This is a genomic window from Nonlabens ulvanivorans (genome assembly GCF_000732625.1).
In the GTDB taxonomy this organism is placed as follows: domain Bacteria; phylum Bacteroidota; class Bacteroidia; order Flavobacteriales; family Flavobacteriaceae; genus Nonlabens; species Nonlabens ulvanivorans.
Genome location: NZ_JPJI01000032.1, coordinates 619,977 through 643,836, shown reverse-complemented (window position 1 = coordinate 643,836; position 23,860 = coordinate 619,977). Strand labels below are relative to the sequence as shown.

Here is a 23,860-nt window from a genome sequence, read left to right as displayed (position 1 = left end):
AATATTACCTTTGCCGCTCAACACTAAAAATGTTTATAGCATGCAACTGTATAACAAATTAAGTGCTGAAGAAAGAAGAGAACTTATACGTGCCGCTGGAAAAGAGCGGTTAACGATATCTTTCTATCAGTACCACCAGATCGGTAATCCACAACTCTTTAGAGATCACTTATTTTTACACTGGCATCCTATGGATGTGCTGGGAAGAATATATGTTGCTCATGAAGGGATTAATGCACAACTCTCAGTTCCGGGAGACCGCTTTGAAGAGTTCAAGTCTTTTGTAGATAGTATAGATTTTCTAGAAAATGTACGTCTTAATATTGCTAGAGAGCAGGATAATGAAAGTTTTCTAAAACTTAAAGTTAAGGTGCGTAACAAGATTGTAGCAGATGGCTTAAACGACGAAACCTTTGATGTTACCAATAAAGGAATTCACGTAGATGCAACAGCGTTTAATGAATTAATAGCTGATCCAGACACAGTACTGGTAGATATGCGCAACCATTATGAGTCTGAAATAGGTCATTTTAAAAATGCTTGGACGCCAGATGTGGACACTTTTAGAGATAGTCTAGATTATATTGAGGATAAACTTAAAGACCACAAAGAAGATAAAAAACTAGTGATGTATTGTACTGGTGGAATACGTTGTGAAAAGGCTAGTGCTTACTACAAGCATAAAGGCTTTAAGGACGTCTACCAACTAGAAGGTGGAATTATAGAATATCATAGGCAGGTCACTGAGCAAGGTCTTGAGAACAAGTTTAAAGGCAAGAACTTTGTATTTGACCACAGACTGGCTGAAAAAATCAGTGATGAAGTCATTGCAAATTGCCATCAATGTGGCACTCCATTTGACCTGCACACCAACTGTGCAAATGAAGCCTGTCACCTTTTATTTATTCAATGTAATTCTTGCAAAGACAAAATGGAAAATTGCTGTAGCGATGAATGCAAAGAAATCATTCAACTACCTATCGAAGAACAAAAGAAATTACGTGCCGGAAAATATAATAGTAATAAGATTTTCAAAAAAGGTAGATCAGAAAAACTAGTATTTAAAAAGTAATAATTATTTTAAAATTCCGCTTTCGCGAAAGCGTATAAAACAAAAAAGGAGCTCAAATTGAGCTCCTTTTTAATTGAATAGAATTAAGTCTATTGTTTAATAAAACGTTTCACAGCGGTAGAATCACCGTTAGAAATATTTAAAAGATATACTCCTGAAGTAAGTGAACTTAAGTTGTCCATTACTATAGTGTTATTTGATACATTGTCAAATTCTCTAGTCATTACTTGCTGACCTAATGTATTAAAGATCGCAATAGAAACTTTACTAGCCGGCACGTTACCTAGGTTGATAGTCATCATATCTCCCGATACAGGATTAGGATATAAGGACACTGAATTTTCTAACGCAATATCTTCATTTCCTGCAGTTGCATCTACAACAAATCTACTTACGTGGAAATCATAATCTTCAGTATCATCTGCCGCACCATCGCTAGCTAAAAATGCAAACTGTACCGTACCAGAATAAGCAGCTAAGTCATAGAAATAACTATCTCCTGTTACAGCTGGTTGATTTCCAACATTCCACGCATCAAGTGATGTCCATGTTAATCCACTATCAACAGTAATTAATAAATCTACTGAATCATCAGATCCCATTACACCGGTATCTGCAGCTGTAGAAGTTCCGCTGAAAGCATAATCGGTAACAGCAACTTCAACAGTTAAAACCTTAGTAGTTAAACTAGTTAAATCATAAGTTTCAGAAATTAACCACTCACGATCACCTAGTCTATAAAGGTTCATTACGTTACTAGGAACTACTGTTCCTACACCATTAGTATATGCACGACCATCTTTCCAGTTAGAAGCTCCTACACCAGTAGGTCCAGTTGCTATTTCACCATCGCCAGCTTCACTCCAGCATGCATTAGGCACATTATTAGTAAAGTCAGTTACTGCTGGGAACATAGTTACTGCACCACAATCTGTTGTAAAGTTTATAGGCGTTGTACTCCACGCACTTTCATCACCAACGGCACAAACTTCTCTAACATGAACAAAGTATTCTGTTTGAGCTGTAAGACCATTAATAGTATAAGTAACATTAGGCATCGCTCCTGCTACGTCTGTCCAAGCTCCCGAAACTGCTGGTGCAGTACCTGCAACGGTTGTTAACGAGTACTCATAGTTACCGGCACTTGTAGCGTTACCACTATCAAAGTTTATTGTCGCGGCAACATCTGTATTATTTACTAAAGTAAGGTTAGAAGTATCCGGACATGAAGGTGGAGTTCTCACCTGGAAGTTATCAATGTGGAAATCATAATCAATTCCTGCATCATCAACTGCACCGTCTGTAGCATATATTGCAAACCTTACAGTCGCACTTGTAATACCTGTTAAGGCGTCATTATAAGTCTCACCAGCAGTTGCTGGTTGATTACTAACATCCCATGTCTGTAATGCGGTCCATGTAGTACCATCAGTAGTATAAACAAGAACAACTTGATCATCAGATCCCATTACACCAGCTGCTGAACTATTATAGTCAGTTACCGCAACATCTAAATTTAATTCATATCCACCTGCAGACAGGTCATACAATGGAGATATAACCCAATCAGAGGCTACATTACGATATAAGTTGATATTTACAGCACCACCACCACTTGTAGCGTTATGTGCAAATTCTTCAGAACTCCAATCTCCTGAACCAAATCCTGTAGGACCTGTAGTTAAATCACCATCAGATGCTTCTTCCCAACAGTTAGGAACAAAAGTATCAAAGGTTTCTAACGCATCTGGTACAATTACAGCACAATCTGTAGTTGCTGTAATAGGTCCCACAAAAGTTGTACTACAGTCAGATCTCACATACACGTCATAAGCTGTCTCTGCAGTAAGCGCCATGATAACAAATGGGTTTGATGTTGCATTAGAAGTTCCTACAGCAGGTGCAGGATCTCCTGATGGTACCGCTATAATTTCCCAAGCAGTCGCTGGTGGAATACTATTTTCTGTCCAGCTTACTGTTATAGAATCTGCTGTTACAGAATCAACTGTTACACTAGACACATCGTTACATGTTGGTAATTCATCAAAACTAACATCATCAATTGAAACATCTCCTTCATAGGTATTACCTGTCATGGTAGACTTAGAAGTTGTAAACGCTACAATAACTGTTTGTCCGGCATAACTAGACAAATCAATAATAGCTTGTTCCCATGGATCTGCAGATGCTGTTTGTTGTTGACCAGTAATTGTCAATTCTGTTGTAAAAGTTGCTCCATTATCTGTAGAAACTGCTACTGTTAAATCAGTAATAAATGCTCCATACATATGATAATAGAAAGTAACTGATGGTGCAGTAAGCGCTGATAAATCTACAGCTCTTGAAAGCACAGTAGCAACATCTCCATTAGACCCATTACTTGCTTCAACAAACATAAATGTAGTACCACTAAACGCTCCTGAAGGACCAGTGTTAGAAGAACCTGTTCCTCCTGCATTATCTATAGCCCAATCATAAGCACCAGAGCTTATTTCATTCCAACATTGATCATTTACAAAACCAGATGTTGCAGCTGAAAAGTTTTCAAAGTCTACAAAATAAGGTGCAGCTATCGCAGCACAAGGAGTTTGTATACTAAGAGGACCTGATTGAGTTGATAAACCATCACCTGTAGCACTACAATCCTGCGTTACATAAAAATCATAGTTAGTCTCACCTGTTAAACCAGTTATGGTTGCCGTATCTGCTCCACCAGCAACTGTTGTTCCAGTCATAGTAGGATCAAAACCAACAGGACCATAAGTGATGCTAGAAACGGTAGATCCGTTGTTATTAGTCCAGCCAATAGTTGCCATAGTATCTGTAGCAGATAATAATGTGATATCTAAAGGTGCTTGACATGCTGGGATCATTTCCCAAACTATATTGTCTAAATACAAATTATCAAAAGTAGAAGCAAACACATGTTTAAAGGCGATATAGGTATCAGTACCTGCATATGTATCAAAATTCTGAATATACTCAGTATGCGTGGTTGTAGGTGAAAATGTCCCCAATGCAGTAAATGTCGTAGGATCATTAGGATCAGTCATTGTACCAACTTCAACAGTAGAAGTAGCCACCGTGATATCTGCAAAGAATTTTACTCTGTGCGTACCTGCATTAAGGTTACTTAACACTGGTGAAATTAATAAAACATCAGCAGGAATTGTAGTACCGTTTGCACTACCGCTATATAACTGGACACCGTTAGGTGCAGAGTTGTCTGCAGAAGTTGAAGTTCTTACATAAGGATCTGTTCCCGTAGCTATATCAGTCGCAAAGAATGACCAACAAGAAGGTAAATCTGGTGTAGACACACTATCAAAATCTTCATTAAAATCAGTTATTGGTGCACAAGCAGTAGTAAAAGCAAGTGCGGCAGACCATGGACTAGTATCAGTTCCTGTACAGATTTCTCTTATATATACATCATAATCTGTACTAGGCATTAATCCTGTAATTTGTCCAGCTTGCGCTACAGGTAAAGTCGTACCTGTTACACCAGTTAAAGTACCAGTAGGAGCTACCATCGCGCCTGGTCCTGTAGGATAAGAATTTGCAGTATCCAGTAAGTATTCAAAATTACCAGCTGTACCAGAATTATTACTATCCCATGTTATATCTGCTGTTGTTTGAGTTGCAGATACTAACTGTAAATTATTAGAATCTAAACAGCTAGGTATTGTTCTCACTTGAAAATTATCGATATGGAAATCATAATCCTCTGTATCATCAACTGTTCCTTCACTAGCATAAATACCAAATTGAACGGTACTACCTGTAATGGTAGAAATGTCTGCATTAAATGTTTCACCAGCAGTTGCAGGTTGATTTGCAGCTGTCCAAGTTTGAATTGCTGTCCATGTAGAACCATCTAAAGTATAAGCTAGCACAACCTCATCATCAGATCCCATTACGTCAGCAGCAGTGCTGTTATAACTAGTAAGAGCGACATCAAGATTTACTTCATAGCCACCAGCCGATAAGTCAAATAATGGACTTAAAACCCAGTCAGAAGTGTTTGCATTAAAAAGATTAACATTTACAGCACCACCACCAGAAGTTGCTGCATGAGCAAATTCTTCAGATCCCCAATCTCCAGAACCAAATGTCGTAGGTCCAGTCGTTAAGTCCCCATTAGATGCTTCTTCCCAACAATTAGGCACAAAACTGTCAAAAGTTTCTAAATAATCTGGAACAAAAGCAGCACATAATGTTTCAACACTTAACGGACCTTCTGTAACAGATAATCCATTTGTAGCTGAAGTACAATCTTGTGTTACATAAAAATCATAGTCTGTATTAGGCATCAATCCAGTGATACTTGCGCTGTTAGCACCAGCAGCAACCACTGTACCTGATCCTATTGTAAAGCCATCAACTCCATATTCTACAGAAGAAACAGTAGAAGAACTAGTATTTACCCAACTTAAGTCTAATGTTGTAGCAGTAATATTAGAAGCTGCAAAAGATGTAGGTAATGGACATAACGCAGTAGTAGTAAATGAACCAGTAGCAGCAACTGAGCTTCCGTTTCCAGCAGCAGAACAGTCTTGGGTTAAAATGTATTCATAATCTGTTTCTGGAGATAAACCTGGTATATTAACCGTGGTTGCTCCACCAGGAATATTTATGATTGTACCTGTACCAGCCGTCAATGGGTCTAGTCCATATTCTAATACCGTATCTGTAGATGTAGAGTTATTAGTCCATGAAACATCAGCTGATGTTGCTCCTTCAACCTCGCTTAAACCGCTAGGCGCCGGACATGGTATTGTAAACAAATCAAAGGCAACGTCTGCACTAGAGCCATTGAAATCATAGATCTGAATTACAAGGTTATCACCTAAAGCCCATCCAGACTGCAAAGCATTAGTTACGAACGTATTTGAACAACTAATCTGAGTTCCCGAAACAGCATCATAAATAGCAATTCCAGGACTTCCAGGATTTAAAGATGTAAATGTCAAAGTAAGCTCTGTAGCTGTCCATGTAAAGAATTGGTCATTACCAGAGGCTGAACAACCTACGTTATCCTGTCCACTATCCGTTGTACCATCTGTAGTAAATGGCAACGTGAACTGCGGAGAAGTTGCTCCTTGAACAGGAATTGTTATAGGTATGGCACCAGCAAAGGTGTCATTGGGCGGTTGCGCTTGTGTCATTATACATGTTAAAGACATTAACATGGATAATAAGAGTAATTTCAATTTCATATAAGGTTATTTAAATTAATTAGAGAATGCTTAATCAACGCGTAAAATAGAGTTTTAATTAAATGTAAATAAAACGTTAAAGAAATTTTAGATAAATGACATATTACAACGATTAAAAACAATGTGGCTTAACATTAATCAATCATTAAGGCCATAACAAATTCACCTTTAGGCTTTTTAAGTTCAAAGTGTGATATGGCGTCATCTACCGTACCACGATAATGCTCTTCAAACATTTTTGTGATTTCTCTTGAAATTGACACTCGAGAATTCCCTCCATAATGTGTTTTAAAATCTGCTAGAGTTTTTAAAAGCTTGTGCGGTGACTCGTAAAAAACTATAGTGCGTCGTTCTTCTTTAAGAAACTCTAACCGTTTCTGTCGTCCCTTTTTCACTGGTAAAAACCCTTCAAAAACAAATTTATCACATGGTAAGCCGCTCACCACTAAGGCTGGCACAAAGGCTGTTGCACCAGGTAATGCCTCTACATCTAGATTATTTTCTAGCATTTTGCGAGTGATTAGAAAACCTGGATCACTAATGCCAGGTGAACCTGCATCAGTTATTAATGCCATTTTCTCTCCATTTTTTATACGGCCTACTACATGGTCTACAATTTTATGCTCGTTATGCATATGATAAGAAAGCATAGGCGTTTTAATTTCATAGTGTTGTAACAACTTACCACTGGTCCTAGTATCCTCGGCTAGGATAAGATCTACTTCTTTCAGTATTTCAACAGCACGATAAGTCATATCTGCTAGGTTTCCTATAGGTGTAGGTACTAAATAAAGTTTCATAGTGTTTTTTTATGCTTTGAATAACCAATAATTATGAGAATTACGCTTTCGCGAAAGCGTATTTATACACACTTCTCAAAACCCTAGTTTTACAGGAGTAAAATTAAGTATAATGATTTATTAAACCATCACGCAACCATTGGTAAGAAAAGTCATCTTATATTTATAACCAGACCAATCTTTATGAATTATCTACTAACTATAGTCATTTTTATTTTTAGCTTGACCACAGTTTATGGTCAAACTACGGACCTCTCAACCACTGTTGAAGCTCAAGATCTTACAGGAAGTTCAATATCGCAAGCACATTTTTATGAACGTTATACCTATTTAGTCACCATTAGTAATACAGGTGCACCTGTGTCTAATGCTGATTTTAATCTATCACTTAGTTCAGTAAATAATATAGAAAGTGCTGTTGCTCAAAATAATCTAGGTGGTGCTGTATCTCCAGCGGCAATCAATATTTTAGGAAGTTCGATTGATGGTATTTTACCTAATATGCCCAATTCTTCTAGTATTGAGATATTAGTAACAGTAAGAGCCTCGCCTATATTTTTAGGCGGTGCAACGGCTACTGTTGTAGTAAGTCCGCCGGCAGGTACGACGGACACAAATCCGTCTACTAATACATCAGTTATAAGCATTATTATGACTGAAAGACCTATCGATTTTCAAATTACACAAAGTCAAATTACTCCTGTAAGCAATGGAGCTTTAGCAAGTTGGGGAGACTCTGTTACCTATGAGATGACCATTCTCAACAATTCTGGTATTGAATATCCGCTACAAAATTTTTTAATTGCCGCTCAAAATATTAATGGAGCTGGTAGTGCTATTATCACTTTAGAGAATCTAACTTGTGTAAGTAGTAATGGAATGAATTGCCCAACACTATCTGGAATTAATCCTACATCTAGTGTCAATCTTACAAATCAATTTGAATTTTATAACCATGGACAGCAAATTGTTTTTCCTGCAGGTGCATCATTTACTTTAAGTATTACTTACAAAATTGAAGAAGGTGATTGTAGTCGATTAACGCCTAATCAACTTTTAGAAATCGGGAATCGAGTTAATATTCAATCCTATGTAAATAATACTGGTTTCAGTACAAATAATCTGATAGCAACTGATGCTTTATTAAACACCGCGTGTCCTTGTACTGACTTAACATCTCAGGTAACTAAAGTTAGCCCAATAGCAGGTACACTTAGTGCTTGGACTGATATTGTCACCTTTGACTTTACCTTTACTAATAATGGACCTCTTGATATCACGGGTGGCGCTTATCTTATCAATACGAGCACTTTAAATACCGGAATTGAAATTTTAAGTACTAACTGCCTCAGTACCACAGGTGCCATTAATTGCTCGGACATCAATATAGTAACCACACCAGACTTTAGATGGCTGACAGATGATTTTATTTTTCCAGCTAATTCAAGCATTACTGTTAGGACAACGGTAAGATTCATACCACCGGAGTGTACAACAGGTGGTGTTGCTCCTGTTTGTAGCGTGCGTGGAATAGTGTTTGAAAATGACAATGCATTGATCGATTGCGATTTATCAAATGATTTTGACGGTGATAGTATTCTTGGTCTACCTATAACTCCTTGTGTAGACATCCCTAATAATCCAATTATTCAAATTGTTGAAAATCAAACTAATCCGGCACCTGGTGCTGGCCCATATCCTTATGGTAATGTTACTTATGAAATAATAATGAGCAATGTAGATACCATTGCACACCATATTAAATTTAAAGACACTCAATTTTCTCAAGGAACCGGTATTTTACAATCTATTATATGTACAAGTACGACTGGTGGAGCAGTATGTCCATCAAATCTAAATGAAAATATAGGTGTTGCTAACTCTCAAGGAGATACCTTCTGGGAGATATTAGATACAGATGGTTTTATCATGCCAGCAAATAGTACCGTGACCTATGAAAAAATAATAGACTGGACTCCTATTTGCTCTGTACTATCCACAAATGTCCAAGATAACTTAGAAATGTCTGCTCTGGACTCCAGTCTTTCTGTTATCGCAACTGCCAGTGCAGGAGTCGCCACTCCTATGGTTCCATGTGTTGATCTAGTAGTACAAACGTATCCTTCCATAACATCTGCGCCTATTAACTCGCCACTAGAATGGATTGTTGACATCACTAATTCTAACATCAGTACTGATGCTAACAATATTGACTTTACAGATCTACTACATCCCGATTTTATTATTACAGGCACGCCTACCTGCTCACTTATCACCGGTACTGCAACTTGTATTTCTACTTTTAACGTTACTGGAAACCTTATAGAAGGCGTGATTCCTTATATGGAGTCCGGATCTACTATACAAGTGCGCATTCCAGTCACTTCACCATCTTACGGAGGTAGTTTTGAAAACCGTGCCGAAGCTCAACCAGATTTCACACAACAAGGAGAAAACACACCAGATTCTAACATTTCGATTTCAAGTCTGTTTGTTCTTACTTCTCAAACTTCAAAAAGTTTTGACCCAGCAATTATAACTACAGGACAAACATCAATTTTAACGTTCACTCTTACAAACTCAGTAGGTCTGCCAGCTCAAGATAATATTACCTTTATAGATAATCTATCACCAGAGATTACACTATCTGGTAATGCATATTGGGTAGATCAAAATAATGCATCGGGAACTTTTATAGATACCATCGGTACTTCTTTAATAGGTATTCAAAATCTTAGTTTTCCAGCAGGAACGCAACAAGTAAGTTTTGCCGTTGAAGTGACCAGTGCAGAAGCTGGGTTCTACACAAACAGTTTTTTAAACTTCTCTGCACTTAATAATATTGATGTTTCTACCGCATTTGCTACTCTAGAGGTATTACCTGTTCTAGATTTAAGTGTTACTAAAACCGTTGACAATATTAAACCAGATGTGAATGGTAGTGTAACCTTTACTATTCTAGTTGAAAATTTAGGTAGCGCTACTGCTACTGAAGTTATTGTAGAAGAGTTTTTACCTAGCGGTTATAATTATTTATCGCACAATACATCCACAGGTAGTTTTGATAATTTATCTGGCTTATGGTCAGTAGGCGATATGATCGTAGGTAGCACAGCTACTTTACAAATAACTGTAGACTTTAATATACCAGGAGATTTTATTAACGTTGTCAACGTATATAGCAGCAATTTATTACCCGATATTGATTTAGAAAACAATACTGCAATTGCTTTTACCAGGCCTGATTGTTTAAAAATACCAGAAGGATTCTCACCTAATAATGATGGTATTAATGACACTCTAGTTATAGAATGTATCGAACTGTATCCAGATAGCAAACTCAAAATCTTCAATCGTCATGGAAGTATTGTTTATGAAACAACAGGATATTTAAACGACTGGAATGGAAATCCTAATAGTGGATTGTTACATAATAGTGGTAAGGTATTACCGGTAGGCACGTATTTTTGGCAGCTAGACCTCAATGATGGTAGTGAAGCTAGAGTAGGTTGGGTTTATATCAATCATTAAAATTCCGCTTTCGCGAAAGCGTATACTACCTCACCCATTTCCTAACCAAGTTACCAGTAAAATAAGAGGAAAAAAGTAAAAGCAAACCGATTAACGCAAAAGTATAGCCACCATCTTTTAAAGCTAAGTGAGCTCCCATTGCTAGTAACAAATCAAAGAAGAAGCCTGCATAGGCCCATTCTGTTAACCAGCGATTGCCTCTCCATAAAATCATTGCAACACCTGCTATTTTAAACACGGCTAATGGATAAATAATCCAGGTGGGAAATCCTAAAGATTTAAAGAAACCTGTTACCATATCATACTGCAGTAAATACATACTTGCAGACCATAGCATTAAGGCGCACAATAAACCTGTGGCAATCCAATAGAAATATTTCATAGAGGCTTAATTATCAAACTTTGCCTCGACTATTTGCATAAATCGCTCTACATAAGCATCTTTTCCTTCCCAATTATTATAATCGGGTTTTACCATCGATATGATGAAGTTTTGAGCGGCAACCTTACTTTCCATCGTATTTAATTGAGATAATACACGATTATAGTCTTGATCACTACCGTTAAACAAGTGTTTAATGAATCCTATACGATCATTCATGCCTATTTTCAAGCCTGCTTTTAAACGATCATTAATGGACTGTCCTTTCTCTGCCTGATTGTTAATTTTGCGCTCAAATTCAGGCATTTTTTCATAACCAGCAGTTAGATCTTCCATATCATTTTTCTCATAAGTAGGTTTAGGAAAATCAATTTCAATCTCTTCTTCTGGAAATTCATCCACCATTTTATGGATTGTTGAAATCCCTGGCAATTCAATCTCTTCTCTCATATCCTCATCTGCAGGGACAAAAAGGTCACTTAAATCTGGATTAGAGAAAGCATCCTCTGCATTTGACTTTGCATTTTCCATGGCTTGCTCTACCTCTTGCGTTACACTTTCTACATCTTCTTGTGCAGCGGTAAATGCCTCTTCTATCTTTTCTTGTACCTCAACAGTTCCTGCGGTAGGTTGTACATCACCAAAATGTTTTTCAGTAAAAGAAAGAATAGTCAATTTTTCATATAACTCTTTGGCTACTGACTGTAACTCGTGAATATCTTCCTTATTCTTCATTTGTAGAATGCGGTGTGCGAGACTAGTAAGATCTGCTGCTATTTTCTTTTTCATAATGGTTTAATATGCCGCTGGTTTTATTGTATTTTTGAAACTGATTTGCGAGAATCGCAATCCCAATTTTTAACGCCTGTAAATTACAAAATGTTTCTAGAAAACACGGTAAATCATAAAGAGCAATTCGGCTGGATCGAGGTGATTTGCGGTTCCATGTTCTCAGGAAAGACTGAGGAGTTGATACGTAGACTCAAAAGAGCTCAATTTGCCCAACAAAAAATAGAAATATTTAAACCGGCTATTGATGTGCGATATGATGAAGAAAATGTAGTTTCTCACGATTCAAATGAAATACAAAGCACACCTGTGCCTGCAGCAGCAAATATTCCATTACTAGCAGCAGATTGCGATGTAGTAGGTATTGATGAAGCTCAATTTTTTGATGATGAGATTGTTACCGTATGTAATGATCTAGCAAATCGTGGCATAAGAGTAATCGTTGCTGGACTAGATATGGATTTTAAAGGAAACCCTTTTGGACCTATGCCAGCACTTATGGCCACTGCAGAGTATGTTACAAAGGTACATGCTGTATGTACTAGAACAGGAAACCTAGCACAATTTAGCTATCGCAAAACCAATGATGAAAATGTAGTCATGCTGGGTGAACAACAAGAATATGAACCCTTAAGTCGTGGTGCTTACTATAAAGCAATGCTTGCTCATAAAGTAAAAGAGCTAGATGTTCAAGATCCAGAGGAAGTAGCACAAAAAAACAAATCTTAATGCCATTACAAGGTACCCGATTAGAAGTTAACCTTGCTGCACTAGAACATAATTTTCATTATTTGAAAAGTAAACTTCAGTCTGGAGTTAAGTTTATGGCTGTAGTTAAGGCAAATGCTTACGGTCATGGCGCCGTTACAATTGCACAACACCTTCAAAAATTAAATGTTGATTATTTTGCGGTTGCTTATGTGTCAGAAGCTGTCGAATTGAGAGATAATGGTATTCAAAAACCTATTCTAGTATTACACGCGCAAACCTTTATGCTAGATACATGTATAGATCGATGTATTGAGCCGGTAATTTATAGTCTAGAAATGTTAGATGCTTTTATCACAGTTGCAAAGACAAAACAACAACAATCTTACCCTATACATTTAGAGTTTAATACAGGTTTAAATAGAATAGGTATAGATTTCAAAGATATTGATGAAGTTATTTCTAAAGTAACATCTAACTCAGCTATAAAGGTTCGTGGATTACAGTCGCATCTAGCCGCAAGTGAAGATTTAAATGAGAGTAATTTCACAAATTTGCAAATCAAACTATTTGAAGAAGTTAATGCTCGATTAGAAAAAGCACTACCATACCCTTTTTTAAAACATGAGTCTAATACTAGTGGTATTTTAAATTTTAAAAATGCTCATTTCTCTATGGTCCGATCAGGTATAGGGCTTTATGGATATGGAAATGATCAAAAATTTGACGCTGAATTAATACCTATAGCTTCCTTAAAGTCTGTTATATCACAAACCAGGTGGATTGAGGCTGGAGAAAGCGTGAGTTATAATCGCAAATTCATCGCTGATGAAAGAACTAGGTATGCAGTAATTGCATTAGGACATGGTGACGGTATTAACCGTATTTATGGATATGGCAAAGCACATGTTTCAATCAATGGAAAAGTTGCGCCTACTCTAGGGATAATATGTATGGACATGTTTATGGTTGACATCACCAACATTGATTGTCATGCGGGAGATGAAGTCATCATCTTTGACAAACAGCTTACCGCAAGAGATATGGCAGAAAAAGCTGGAACCATTTCTTATGAAATCCTTACAGGTATTCAAAAGCGAGTACCGCGAACTTATACTCAGTAGTTATTTCATCGTTTTTTAAAGCACTTTCGTCGTTGCTTTTGCAGTTTTGCAAAAAATCGTTTAGAATATTTTAACAAATCACAGTTTCTATATCTAAATTGCACGTCATTAACCATAATTTATATAACATGTTAAAAGAGTTTAAGAATTTTATTATGACGGGTAACGTCCTAGATCTTGCAGTTGCAGTATTATTAGCTGGAGCAGTAGGTCTTGTAGTAAACGGATTTGTAAAGATGATTATGATGCCTATCATAGGTCATTTTGCAGGAGGAATGAGTTTTGAAGACTTAAAAATTATTTTAAGTGAAGCTCAACTAGCTGCAGATGGTTCTGTTGCAGTTGCAGAAAATGCTATCCAGTATGGAGCATGGATCAATACGATCATCAACTTAATCATAGTTGGATTTGTTCTTTTCATGATTGTTAAAGCATACAATAAGTCTAAAGCACCAGTTGAAGAGGCTCCAGCAGCACCAGCAGGTCCTTCTCAAGAAGAACTTCTTGCTGAAATACGTGATGTATTAAAAGCTAAAAACTAATAAATACTTAATCTAAGTATTTGTATTAAGCCGTTCTGTCAAAACAGAACGGCTTTTTTATTTGTCAATTTTTGAAAATATTAGGAGTCAAATCAATTCTAGGATATACTTTTGAGCAAATTAAATTTATTCACATGAAAATAGCAGTAGTAGGCGTTACCGGAATGGTAGGCCAGGTCATGTTGCAAGTTCTAGAAGAACGCAACCTTAATGTTTCAACTCTAATTCCTGTAGCTTCAGAAAAATCTGTAGGTGCTGAAATTACTTTTAAGGGTAAACAGATAAAGGTAGTAGGCATGAAACAGGCTATTGAATTAAAACCAGATATTGCGCTATTTTCTGCTGGTGGATCAGTAAGTCTTGAGTTTGCTCCACAATTTGCAGCCGTAGGCACAACAGTAATCGATAATTCTAGCGCTTTCCGTATGGACAGTGATAAGAAATTAGTAGTTCCAGAAATCAATGCTGGTTCTTTAACAAAATCAGATAAGATCATTGCAAATCCTAATTGTTCTACCATCCAATTAGTAATGGCTCTAGCACCGTTGCATGATAAATATCGCATTAAAAGATTGATCGTTTCTACCTATCAGTCTATTACAGGAACTGGCGTAAAAGCGGTACAACAACTAGAAAACGAGTACAACGGCAAAAAAGATGAAATGGCTTATCCTTACCAAATTCATAAAAATGCTATTCCACATTGTGATGTTTTTGAAGAAAATGGATATACTAAAGAAGAGCTCAAACTCATAAGAGAAACTCAAAAGATTCTAGACGATCGTACAATTGCTGTAACGGCGACTGCGGTGCGTATTCCCGTAGTAGGTGGCCACTCAGAGTCAGTAAATCTAGAGTTTGAAAAAGAGTATAATGAAAACGACATACGTAAAATCCTTGCAGATACTGATGGCGTTACTGTGCAAGATAACGTAGATGTGAACCTTTATCCTATGCCATTAATGGCTCACGGAAAAGATGATGTTTTTGTAGGCCGTATAAGAAGAGATCACTCTAGAGAAAATGCTCTTAACATGTGGATTGTATCCGATAATTTAAGAAAAGGTGCAGCAACTAATGCCGTACAGATTGCACAATATTTAATCCAACACAATTTAGTAGGATAACCTTTAAGGTATAATAGAAGTTTGACATTTTAAACTAACCGCTTTTAACTAACTTTACCTCAGTTAAAAGCGGTTTTTTATATGGTATCACGTTTACTCTTATTTTTATTTCTTACTTCATTCTATTCACAAGCACAATTCTGGACAGAAAGGTCCTCTGGTTTCCCAATAACCTCAACAGGGCTCTCAAAAATCCATATTGTTGATGATAATGTCGCATGGGCAACAGGTTATGATGGACTTAATCCCAACAATAACATACAACGTTTTTCAACCACTAGTGATGGTGGAATGACCTGGAGTGCTAGTACTGTAGATATAGGTAATAGCGCATTAGGAATTTCTAACATATCTGGTGTAAGTGCAACAACAGCATACATAGCCGTTCATCCACGTGCTTCAGGTCAGATAGGTGGTGTGTGGCAAACTACAGACACAGGTGCCACATGGACTCGTCAAACTGGAGCAGCTTTCAATAGTACGAGTAGCTTTGCAAACGCAGTTCACTTCTTTAATACCACAGATGGAGTAGCCATAGGCGATCCCGCAGGCGGCTATTGGGAAATATACACGACAACAAATGGTGGTACTAGTTATGCTAGAGTTCCTAGTTCAAACATACCTGCGCCTTTAACCAACGAGGTAGGTTATCTAGCACAGTATACTCATTTAGGGAATAACATTTGGTTTACTACTAGCGCAGGAAGAGTCTATCATTCTGCAAACATGGGAAACAATTGGAGCGTTTTTAATACACCACTTAGTGATTTCGGTGGAACAAATTTAAGTGGAGATATTACTTTTAGTACCCCAAATAAAGGAATGATTCAAGACAATTCTGGTAACTTATTTATAACACAAGATGCTGGAACCACATGGAATCCAGTAAACATCTCTGGCACAGGCTTCCCATACGGTGGTGCTATTGCTTATATCCCTAACTCTTCTAGAGTGGTGAGTACCGGCGGTGATACTGCACTAGCAGGTACCGCTTACTCTACAGATGACGGCATCACATGGACTAATGTAAGTACAGATCAACATGTTGACGTCGCTTTTTTAGATGAGGATACTGGTTATAGTGGCGGATTTAGCACTATTAGCACACAAGATGGTGTTTATGTCTATACAGACAGTGTACTGTCTACTTATGATCAATTAGCAACAGATGGTTTTTCTATTTACCCTAATCCTAGTTCAGAATTTATCAATATTTTAAGTACTCAACCCATAGAAAAAGTTGAAATTTATGATATCAATAGTAGATTATTAATGGAATATAGTAACATATCATTGATTGATGTGACTGATTTACAAAGTGGTATTTATTTTATTAAAGTTAATGCTAATACTACTTCAACCACACAGCAACTAATAAAAAACTAACTATGAAAAAAACACTTCTCGCAGCCACTGTTCTTATGGCATTGGTATCTTGTGAAGACAAAAAACAGGATTCAAAAAAAATGGAAATTACTTATCCTACCACACAAACAGTAGATCATGTTGATAATTATCATGGTGCAGATGTACCAGATCCATACCGCTGGCTAGAAGATGATCGTAGTGCAGAGACCGGTGAATGGGTTAAAGCACAAAATCAAGTTACTAATAGTTACTTAGATCAGATACGCTTTCGCGAAAGCGTTAAAAATCGACTTACAGAATTATGGAACTATGAGAAAATAGGGGCTCCTTTTATAGAAGGTGACTACTCTTATTTCTATAAAAATGACGGTTTACAAAATCAATATGTGATATACCGATTTCCTACTAACGGAAAAATGGAAGATGCAGAAGTTTTTCTTGATCCTAATCAATTTTCAAAAGATGGAACGACTTCTCTAGGTGGTACTTCTTTCACTAAAGACGGATCTCTATTTGCTTATGCCATCTCAGAAGGTGGAAGTGACTGGAGAAAAATTATCGTTTTAAACACTAAAGATTTAACTCAAGTAGGAGATACCATAAAAGACGTGAAATTTTCTGGAATGTCTTGGAAAGGTAATGATGGTTTCTACTATTCTAGTTATGATAAGCCTGACGGTAGTGAGCTGAGTGCTATGACAGATCAGCATAAACTGTATTATCATAAGTTAGGTACACCACAGAGTGAAGATCAAGTTATCTTCGGTGGTACAGCAGATCAAAAGTATAGATATGTTGGTGGTGGCGTTACTGATGATCAAAACTACTTAGTCATTTCTGCAAGTACATCTACTAATGGTGGTAAGATGTTTATGAAAGAATTAAATAAACCCAATGCACCACTAGTAACCGTTCTAGATAATTTTGATACCAACACTTATTTACTGCATAATGAAGGTTCTAAGTTATGGTTGGTAACAGATTATAATGCGCCTAATAAACGTATAGTATCGACAGATTTTTCTAATCCTACTCAAGAAAGTTGGGTAGACGTGATACCAGAAACAGAAAATGTGCTGTCACCATCTACAGGTGGTGGATACATCTTTGCAGAGTATATGGTAGATGCCGTATCTAAAATACAACAGTATAATTATGATGGTACTCTTGTTAGAGAAGTTAAATTACCCGGAATAGGAAATGTGGGCGGTTTTGGCGCTAAAGAGAAAGATAAAACACTTTACTATAGCTTTACAAATTATACCACTCCTGGAAGTACTTATTTATATGACATCGCTACTGGTGATTCAAAACTATATCGCAAACCAGAGATTCAATTTAATAGTGAGGATTATGAATCAAAGCAAGTGTTTTACACCTCTAAAGATGGAACTAAAATCCCTATGATTATTTCACATAAGAAAGGATTAGTACTAGATGGTAAAAACCCAACAATACTTTACGGTTATGGTGGTTTCAACATCTCACTTAATCCTGGTTTTTCAGTTTCAAGAGCTGCGTGGATGGAAATGGGCGGTATTTATGCCGTTGCAAATTTACGCGGTGGTGGTGAATATGGTAAAAAATGGCATGACGCTGGTACTAAAATGCAAAAACAAAACGTGTTTGATGATTTTATAGCTGCAGGAGAATGGTTAAAAGATAACGATTACACCTCTACAAAATATCTTGCCATCCAAGGTGGTTCTAACGGTGGATTATTAGTAGGTGCAACGATGACACAGCGACCAGATCTAGCCGGTGTAGCATTCCCAGCAGTAGGTGTGTTAGACATGTTGCGATATAATAAGTTTACTGCTGGTGCAGGATGGGCTTATGACTATGGAACTGCAGAGGATAATCCAGAAATGTTTGAATACCTTAAAGGATATTCCCCATTACACAATATTAAAGAAGGTGTTTCTTATCCTGCGACGATGGTAACTACTGGCGATCACGATGATCGTGTCGTTCCAGCACACTCGTTTAAATTTGCTGCTGAACTGCAATCTAAACAAGCTGGAGATGCTCCTACCTTAATACGAATAGAGACTGATGCTGGTCACGGTGCAGGTAAATCAACCGCACAAGTAATTCAAGAACAAACAGATATTTATAGTTTTGCCTTGTTTAATATGGGATTTGAAGAACTACCAGAACTTAGTACAAGAGTAAAAATGTAAATCTTAGATTTCATTAGAAGATAATTGTTAAAACCCATGCAAATAGTATGGGTTTTTTTATTGCATAACCTTTATATAATCTTTTATAAACCATCATATAAGACTTAGCTAACACCATTCAGTTATTGAAGACTTTTTTTTGTACATGCCAAAAAATCAATAAAATGAATAAAATTACTTATGCCTTAATTGCAATTATATTATGTAGTTGTAATAATGATGATGATACTAGTGATCAAATCTCACTATCTACTGAAGTAAATTTTCAAAGAGCTGCAACTATTCAAGTCGGTGGTGAAGGCAGTGCTGAAATAAGTGCCTATGATATCGTCAGTAAGAAGCTATTTGTTATAAATGCAGAGTCAAATCAGATTAATGTTTATGACTTATCAAATCCTAGCATTCCAGTGGAACAACCAGCTATTTCATTAAGTAGTGGAGCTCCTAATAGTGTAGCAGTTGGTGATGGTATAATTGCCGTAGCGGTAGAAAATGACAATAAGCAGCTTAATGGTACAGTCGTTACTTATGACATTAATAGTCAAGCCCTATTAAATAGTTATACTGTAGGCGCATTACCAGATATGGTTACTTTTACACCAGATGGTGAAAAAATTCTTGTTGCCTGTGAAGGTGAGCCTAATGATGATTATACCATTGATCCTGAAGGGACAGTAGGTATCATCACACTTTCAAATGGAGCGATACAATTAATCAATTTTGCGAGTTTAAATAATCAAGAGGCATCTTTAAAAAATGATGGCGTTCGTATTTATGGCCCAGGCGCCACTGTAGCTCAAGATTTAGAACCAGAGTACATAGTTGTATCAGAAGATGGGAATACCGCATATGTAACTTGCCAAGAAAATAATGCTCTAATGAGTATAGACGTTAATACTGCAGCTATAAATTATGTAAAAGCATATGGTGTTAAAGATTATAATAACCCTTTAAATAGCATAGATGCCAGTGATAGAGATGGTGTAACCCAATTAAAAAATTGGCCTGTACTTTCTTATTATCATCCAGATGGAATGGATATCGTTACAATAAATGGGCAAGAATTGATCGTTACAGCAAATGAAGGAGACGCTCGCGATTACGATGGATATTCTGAAGAAGAAAGAATTAAGGACCTAATTTTAGACCCAACAGCTTTTCCTGATGCAGCTAGTTTACAAATGGATGAGAATATCGGTCGATTAAAGACAACAACTGCAAACGGTGATATCGATGGTGACGGAGATTATGATGTAATTTATGGATACGGTGCTCGTAGCTTCAGCTTTTGGGACACCAATGGAAACCTTGTTTATGATAGTGGAAATAGTATAGCAGTAAACACTTTAAATATAAACCCTACACGATTCAATGATGAAGATGGACGTAGTGATGATAAAGGTGCTGAGCCAGAAGCAGTAGCTGTTTTAGAAATAAAAAGTAATACATCAAACACTAATTCTATAAACAATAGATATATACTCGCTGTAGCAATGGAACGTACAGATGGTGTTCTATTATATGATGTCACAAACCCAAATAATCCAGTATTCCTAACGTGGCTAGAGCCAATAGGCGATGAAGCCCCAGAAAGTTTATTAATGATTCCGCGAGAAGAAAGCGGCAGTGACAAAGCACTTCTAATTATCAGTAATGAGGATAGTGGTACCGTTAATATCTATCAAAACAATGTTTTAGATTAATACATCTGCTCAATAATATTAAACCCATGCAATTTGCATGGGTTTTTTAGTTTCTAGCAAATACCTTTGTAGCATGCTACATTTAAAAGACGTTCAGTTTTCTTATCCACAAGGTAAAGCCTTACATCATATCAATTTAAAAATTGAACAAGGAACACATGTGGCACTCATAGGAGAAAGCGGTTGTGGAAAAAGTACATTACTGAACTTAATTTACGGCTTACTGCAAGAAGAAAGTGGAGAGATCACTTTTGAAGGTAAAATACTAGATGGTGCAGATTTTCATCTCGTGCCAGGACATCCTATGATGAAATATGTTCCACAGGAATTTGATTTAATGCCATTCACTACCGTTTTTGAAAATGTAGGTGAACATCTTTCTATACAGATTGATGATAGAGTAACTCGCATTACAGATTTACTTCATATAGTCGATATGAGCGACTTTAAAGATCGTAAGGTTAAAACACTAAGTGGCGGACAAAAACAACGTGTAGCAATTGCTAAAGCGCTCGCTCAACAGCCTAAGGTTCTATTATTAGATGAGCCTTTTTCCAATATTGATAATTTTAGAAAAAACGATTTACGACGTAGTCTTTTTTCTTATTTGAAAAAAGAGAACATCACATGTTTGATTGCTACACATGATAAGGATGATGTATTGCCATTCACACATGAAACTGTCATCATGCGCAATGGTCAAGTCATTGATCATAGAAAAACAATTGATTGCTATCAAAAGCCCTTAAATAAGTACGGAGCTTCTTTATTCAACGAGGTTAATATCATTCCGGTAGGATGGTTCAATAATACTAAAGAAATCATATGCTATCCAGAACAGCTTACTGTTAATGAAAAAGGCGTTGAGGCAATTGTAAAGAGCGCTTATTTTAAAGGAGCAGATTATCTTATTCAAGTTACATGTCAGGATGAAACCTTGTTATTTAACTCTCTTGAGAAACTTGATCCTGGTCAAAAAGTGAAATTAGCTTTAAAGAGCAATTAAAACTTAGACAACTCAGTTTAAAAAATCAACAACTCAGTAAAAGAGAATAGTAATCAGCCTTATTTCATAGGATGTTTGTATCATCAAACCATGACCTATGAAAACTCTTTTCTTATTACTAATTATGACCTTATCAATATCCAGTCTAGCACAGACCATTGTAAGCGGTCAGGTTATAGATGAAAAAAACATACCCGTTCTAGGAGCAAATGTTTATTTAAAAGGAACTTATGATGGCACCACGACCGATATAGATGGTAAGTTCTCTTTTGAAACTGCTGAAACTTCTACAGTAACCTTAGTCGCCAGTTTTATAGGCTATGAAGATTATATCCAGCAATCTGACGTTAGAGAGCTGAATGGTGTAGAAATACGCTTCCGCGAAAGCGTAAATAGTCTTAACTCTGTGATTCTAAATGCTGGAACTTTAAGTGCTGGAGACAGTTCTAAGGCGAGCGCACTTAAACCACTTGATATAGTAACCACGGCTGGTGCAGTAGGTGATTTTGTCGGTGCATTGCAAACACTTCCAGGAACGAGTGCAAATCCAGATGATGGGCGTCTTTTTGTACGTGGTGGAAGTGGTGAGGAAACTCAAGTATTTATTGATAATAGTAGAGTATTCCGCCCTTTTGTGCCAGTTACTGGAAATATACCTACACGAGGAAGGTTTTCTCCTTTCTTATTTGATGGAATATCATTTTCTACTGGTGGTTACAGTGCAGAGTATGGTGACGCTCTATCGAGTGTATTATTATTAAACACCACTGATATACCTACAGAGGAAAAAACAGACTTACAAATCATGAGTGTAGGTGGTGGCGTGGGAAATACACAAATATGGGGAAAGAATAGTGTTAGTGTTAATGCTAGTTATATTAACCTAGGTCCTTATAATCAGTTAATACCGCAAAACAATCAGTTTGAAGATCCATATGAATCCATTAGTGGTGAAGCTGTCTATAGACATCAACTCGAGAAAGGAATGTTTAAGGCTTACAGTGCTTATTCTTATAGTAATTTTAGTATCCTACAAGAAGATATTAATATAGAGGATGGGATATTCTTTGGACTTAAAAACGGGAATTACTACGGGAATTTAAACTATGAGCAGCGTCTTAACAATGATTGGAAAATGGAAACTGGTCTTAGTCTAGCACATGATCGTAATGACATTAACGTTGCAGGTACAGATGTGGACACTAGAGAAAATGCATTACATGCAAAATTAAAATTGCGTAAGCGTTACAATAATTACTTTAAAATCCACTACGGTGTAGAACAATTTCTCATCAACTATAAAGAAGGTGTTGTTATAGAAGATAACGCTTTTGAATCATCTGTTAATTCTTCTAATTCAGGCGTTTTTACAGAGGCTGAAGTTTTTCTATCTAAAGATCTTGCCTTTAAAGCTGGTGTAAGAGCAGATTATTATGGCTTAAGTGAAGAGTTACTTATATCTCCTAGATTGAGCGCTGCCATAAGTGTATCTAAGAATTGGCAGGCATCTATTGCTTATGGGCATTTCTATCAGCAGGCTCAAAATAATATTCTTCAATATAATGAGCAACTAGCACCAGAAAGTGCAGAGCATTATATCCTTAATTTTTTATATCAAAAAGATGGTCGCATGCTACGTGCAGAGACCTACTACAAAAACTATTCTAGTCTATTAACCTATGATACTGACAGACCACAATTTGATAGTAATTTTGAGGTAAATGGAGATGGCTATGCGACTGGACTAGATATATTTTGGCGCGATGAGAAAACTGTTAAAAATTTAGACTACTGGATCAGCTACTCTTATCTAGATACTGAAAGAAAGTACCTTAATTTTCAAGAAACTGCAACGCCTAATTTTGCCAGTTCACATAACTTCAGCGCGGTAGGAAAGTATTGGGTTGAGGATTTAAAATCACAAATAGGTATTACCTACAATTATACCAGTGGTAGAACATTTACTAATCCTAACCTAGAAGGTTTTCTTAATGATAAAACTGCTTCATTTCAAAGTTTAAATTTAAACTGGGCATATCTCATCGATCAACAAAAAATCGTATTCTTATCAGTGACAAATATCTTAGGAAGAGAAAATATCTTTAATTATCAATACAGTAATACACCTGATCAGATGGGCAATTTTGATCGTAGATCGATAGGTCAGGCTGCAGACAGATTTATTTTTGTAGGCTTCTTTTGGACGCTAGGTAGTAATGACAATCAACTAGATAATCTATAAAATTTTGCTTTGCACAACTCAGTATCAAGATACGACAGTTGGGTTGATTACGCTTTCGCGAAAG

General features: G+C 36.6%; 15 protein-coding genes. 11 read left to right on the top strand and 4 right to left on the bottom strand.

The window, feature by feature from the left end; genetic code table 11:
* Positions 1-40 precede the first annotated feature (40 nt).
* Positions 41-1,072: an oxygen-dependent tRNA uridine(34) hydroxylase TrhO gene (trhO, locus tag IL45_RS10015; protein ID WP_036583405.1), complete on the top strand. Its 1,032-nt coding sequence runs from the start codon at positions 41-43 to the stop codon at positions 1,070-1,072.
* A gap of 89 nt (positions 1,073-1,161) precedes the next feature.
* Here trhO and IL45_RS10010 read toward each other — a convergent pair whose 3' ends face one another.
* The gene (locus IL45_RS10010) at positions 1,162-6,291 is read right to left on the bottom strand and encodes a T9SS-dependent choice-of-anchor J family protein (protein ID WP_081866586.1); all 5,130 of its coding nucleotides are present in this window, start codon (positions 6,289-6,291) and stop codon (positions 1,162-1,164) included.
* 134 nt (positions 6,292-6,425) lie between these two features.
* The gene (rsmI, locus tag IL45_RS10005; RefSeq protein ID WP_036583401.1) at positions 6,426-7,091 is read right to left on the bottom strand and encodes a 16S rRNA (cytidine(1402)-2'-O)-methyltransferase; all 666 of its coding nucleotides are present in this window, start codon (positions 7,089-7,091) and stop codon (positions 6,426-6,428) included.
* Between the two features lie 183 nt (positions 7,092-7,274).
* Between rsmI and IL45_RS10000 the strand changes: the two genes are divergently transcribed.
* Positions 7,275-10,622: a T9SS C-terminal target domain-containing protein gene (locus IL45_RS10000; RefSeq protein WP_036583398.1), complete on the top strand. Its 3,348-nt coding sequence runs from the start codon at positions 7,275-7,277 to the stop codon at positions 10,620-10,622.
* A 25-nt stretch (positions 10,623-10,647) separates the two neighbouring features.
* On the opposite strand, the gene IL45_RS09995 is transcribed toward IL45_RS10000, so the two are convergent.
* Together IL45_RS09995 and IL45_RS09990 are read right to left on the bottom strand one after the other, a co-directional pair.
* Entirely contained in the window at positions 10,648-11,004 is a 357-nt protein-coding gene (locus IL45_RS09995) for a DoxX family protein (RefSeq protein ID WP_036583396.1), read from the bottom strand.
* 6 nt (positions 11,005-11,010) lie between these two features.
* A complete protein-coding gene (locus tag IL45_RS09990) occupies positions 11,011-11,793 on the bottom strand; it encodes a hypothetical protein (RefSeq protein WP_036583395.1) in 783 nt (260 codons plus the stop codon).
* A gap of 90 nt (positions 11,794-11,883) precedes the next feature.
* On the opposite strand from IL45_RS09990, the gene IL45_RS09985 reads away from it, so the two are divergent.
* From IL45_RS09985 to IL45_RS09945, 9 genes are all read left to right on the top strand, one after another.
* Entirely contained in the window at positions 11,884-12,522 is a 639-nt protein-coding gene (locus tag IL45_RS09985; protein WP_036583393.1) for a thymidine kinase, read from the top strand.
* Positions 12,522-13,625 carry an alanine racemase gene (gene alr, locus IL45_RS09980; RefSeq protein ID WP_036583392.1) on the top strand — a complete coding sequence of 368 codons (1,104 nt, stop codon included), beginning with the start codon at positions 12,522-12,524 and terminating at the stop codon, positions 13,623-13,625. Before IL45_RS09985 ends, alr begins: the two co-directional genes overlap by 1 nt.
* Positions 13,626-13,753: 128 nt before the next feature.
* Positions 13,754-14,167, top strand: a complete 414-nt coding sequence (gene mscL / locus IL45_RS09975; RefSeq protein ID WP_036583391.1) for a large conductance mechanosensitive channel protein MscL — start codon at positions 13,754-13,756, stop codon at positions 14,165-14,167.
* A gap of 134 nt (positions 14,168-14,301) precedes the next feature.
* A complete protein-coding gene (locus tag IL45_RS09970) occupies positions 14,302-15,294 on the top strand; it encodes an aspartate-semialdehyde dehydrogenase (protein WP_036583388.1) in 993 nt (330 codons plus the stop codon).
* An 81-nt stretch (positions 15,295-15,375) separates the two neighbouring features.
* Complete coding sequence (locus IL45_RS09965; protein WP_036583386.1) at positions 15,376-16,680, top strand: T9SS type A sorting domain-containing protein; 1,305 nt, start codon at positions 15,376-15,378, stop codon at positions 16,678-16,680.
* 2 nt (positions 16,681-16,682) lie between these two features.
* The gene (locus tag IL45_RS09960) at positions 16,683-18,845 is read left to right on the top strand and encodes a prolyl oligopeptidase family serine peptidase (protein ID WP_036583384.1); all 2,163 of its coding nucleotides are present in this window, start codon (positions 16,683-16,685) and stop codon (positions 18,843-18,845) included.
* 164 nt (positions 18,846-19,009) lie between these two features.
* The gene (locus IL45_RS09955; RefSeq protein ID WP_036583381.1) at positions 19,010-20,548 is read left to right on the top strand and encodes a choice-of-anchor I family protein; all 1,539 of its coding nucleotides are present in this window, start codon (positions 19,010-19,012) and stop codon (positions 20,546-20,548) included.
* Between the two features lie 73 nt (positions 20,549-20,621).
* Positions 20,622-21,554 carry an ABC transporter ATP-binding protein gene (locus IL45_RS09950; RefSeq protein ID WP_036583378.1) on the top strand — a complete coding sequence of 311 codons (933 nt, stop codon included), beginning with the start codon at positions 20,622-20,624 and terminating at the stop codon, positions 21,552-21,554.
* 97 nt (positions 21,555-21,651) lie between these two features.
* Positions 21,652-23,796, top strand: a complete 2,145-nt coding sequence (locus IL45_RS09945; RefSeq protein WP_036583376.1) for a TonB-dependent receptor — start codon at positions 21,652-21,654, stop codon at positions 23,794-23,796.
* The last annotated feature ends 64 nt before the right edge of the window (positions 23,797-23,860 follow it).

Bases quoted from the DNA above. Each gene is read 5' to 3' on its own strand.
- trhO (WP_036583405.1), top strand. From the start codon at position 41: ATGCAACTGTATAACAAATTAAGTGCTGAAGAAAGAAGAGAACTTATA.
- IL45_RS10010 (WP_081866586.1), bottom strand. From the start codon at position 6,291: ATGAAATTGAAATTACTCTTATTATCCATGTTAATGTCTTTAACATGT.
- rsmI (WP_036583401.1), bottom strand. From the start codon at position 7,091: ATGAAACTTTATTTAGTACCTACACCTATAGGAAACCTAGCAGATATG.
- IL45_RS10000 (WP_036583398.1), top strand. From the start codon at position 7,275: ATGAATTATCTACTAACTATAGTCATTTTTATTTTTAGCTTGACCACA.
- IL45_RS09995 (WP_036583396.1), bottom strand. From the start codon at position 11,004: ATGAAATATTTCTATTGGATTGCCACAGGTTTATTGTGCGCCTTAATG.
- IL45_RS09990 (WP_036583395.1), bottom strand. From the start codon at position 11,793: ATGAAAAAGAAAATAGCAGCAGATCTTACTAGTCTCGCACACCGCATT.
- IL45_RS09985 (WP_036583393.1), top strand. From the start codon at position 11,884: ATGTTTCTAGAAAACACGGTAAATCATAAAGAGCAATTCGGCTGGATC.
- alr (WP_036583392.1), top strand. From the start codon at position 12,522: ATGCCATTACAAGGTACCCGATTAGAAGTTAACCTTGCTGCACTAGAA.
- mscL (WP_036583391.1), top strand. From the start codon at position 13,754: ATGTTAAAAGAGTTTAAGAATTTTATTATGACGGGTAACGTCCTAGAT.
- IL45_RS09970 (WP_036583388.1), top strand. From the start codon at position 14,302: ATGAAAATAGCAGTAGTAGGCGTTACCGGAATGGTAGGCCAGGTCATG.
- IL45_RS09965 (WP_036583386.1), top strand. From the start codon at position 15,376: ATGGTATCACGTTTACTCTTATTTTTATTTCTTACTTCATTCTATTCA.
- IL45_RS09960 (WP_036583384.1), top strand. From the start codon at position 16,683: ATGAAAAAAACACTTCTCGCAGCCACTGTTCTTATGGCATTGGTATCT.
- IL45_RS09955 (WP_036583381.1), top strand. From the start codon at position 19,010: ATGAATAAAATTACTTATGCCTTAATTGCAATTATATTATGTAGTTGT.
- IL45_RS09950 (WP_036583378.1), top strand. From the start codon at position 20,622: ATGCTACATTTAAAAGACGTTCAGTTTTCTTATCCACAAGGTAAAGCC.
- IL45_RS09945 (WP_036583376.1), top strand. From the start codon at position 21,652: ATGAAAACTCTTTTCTTATTACTAATTATGACCTTATCAATATCCAGT.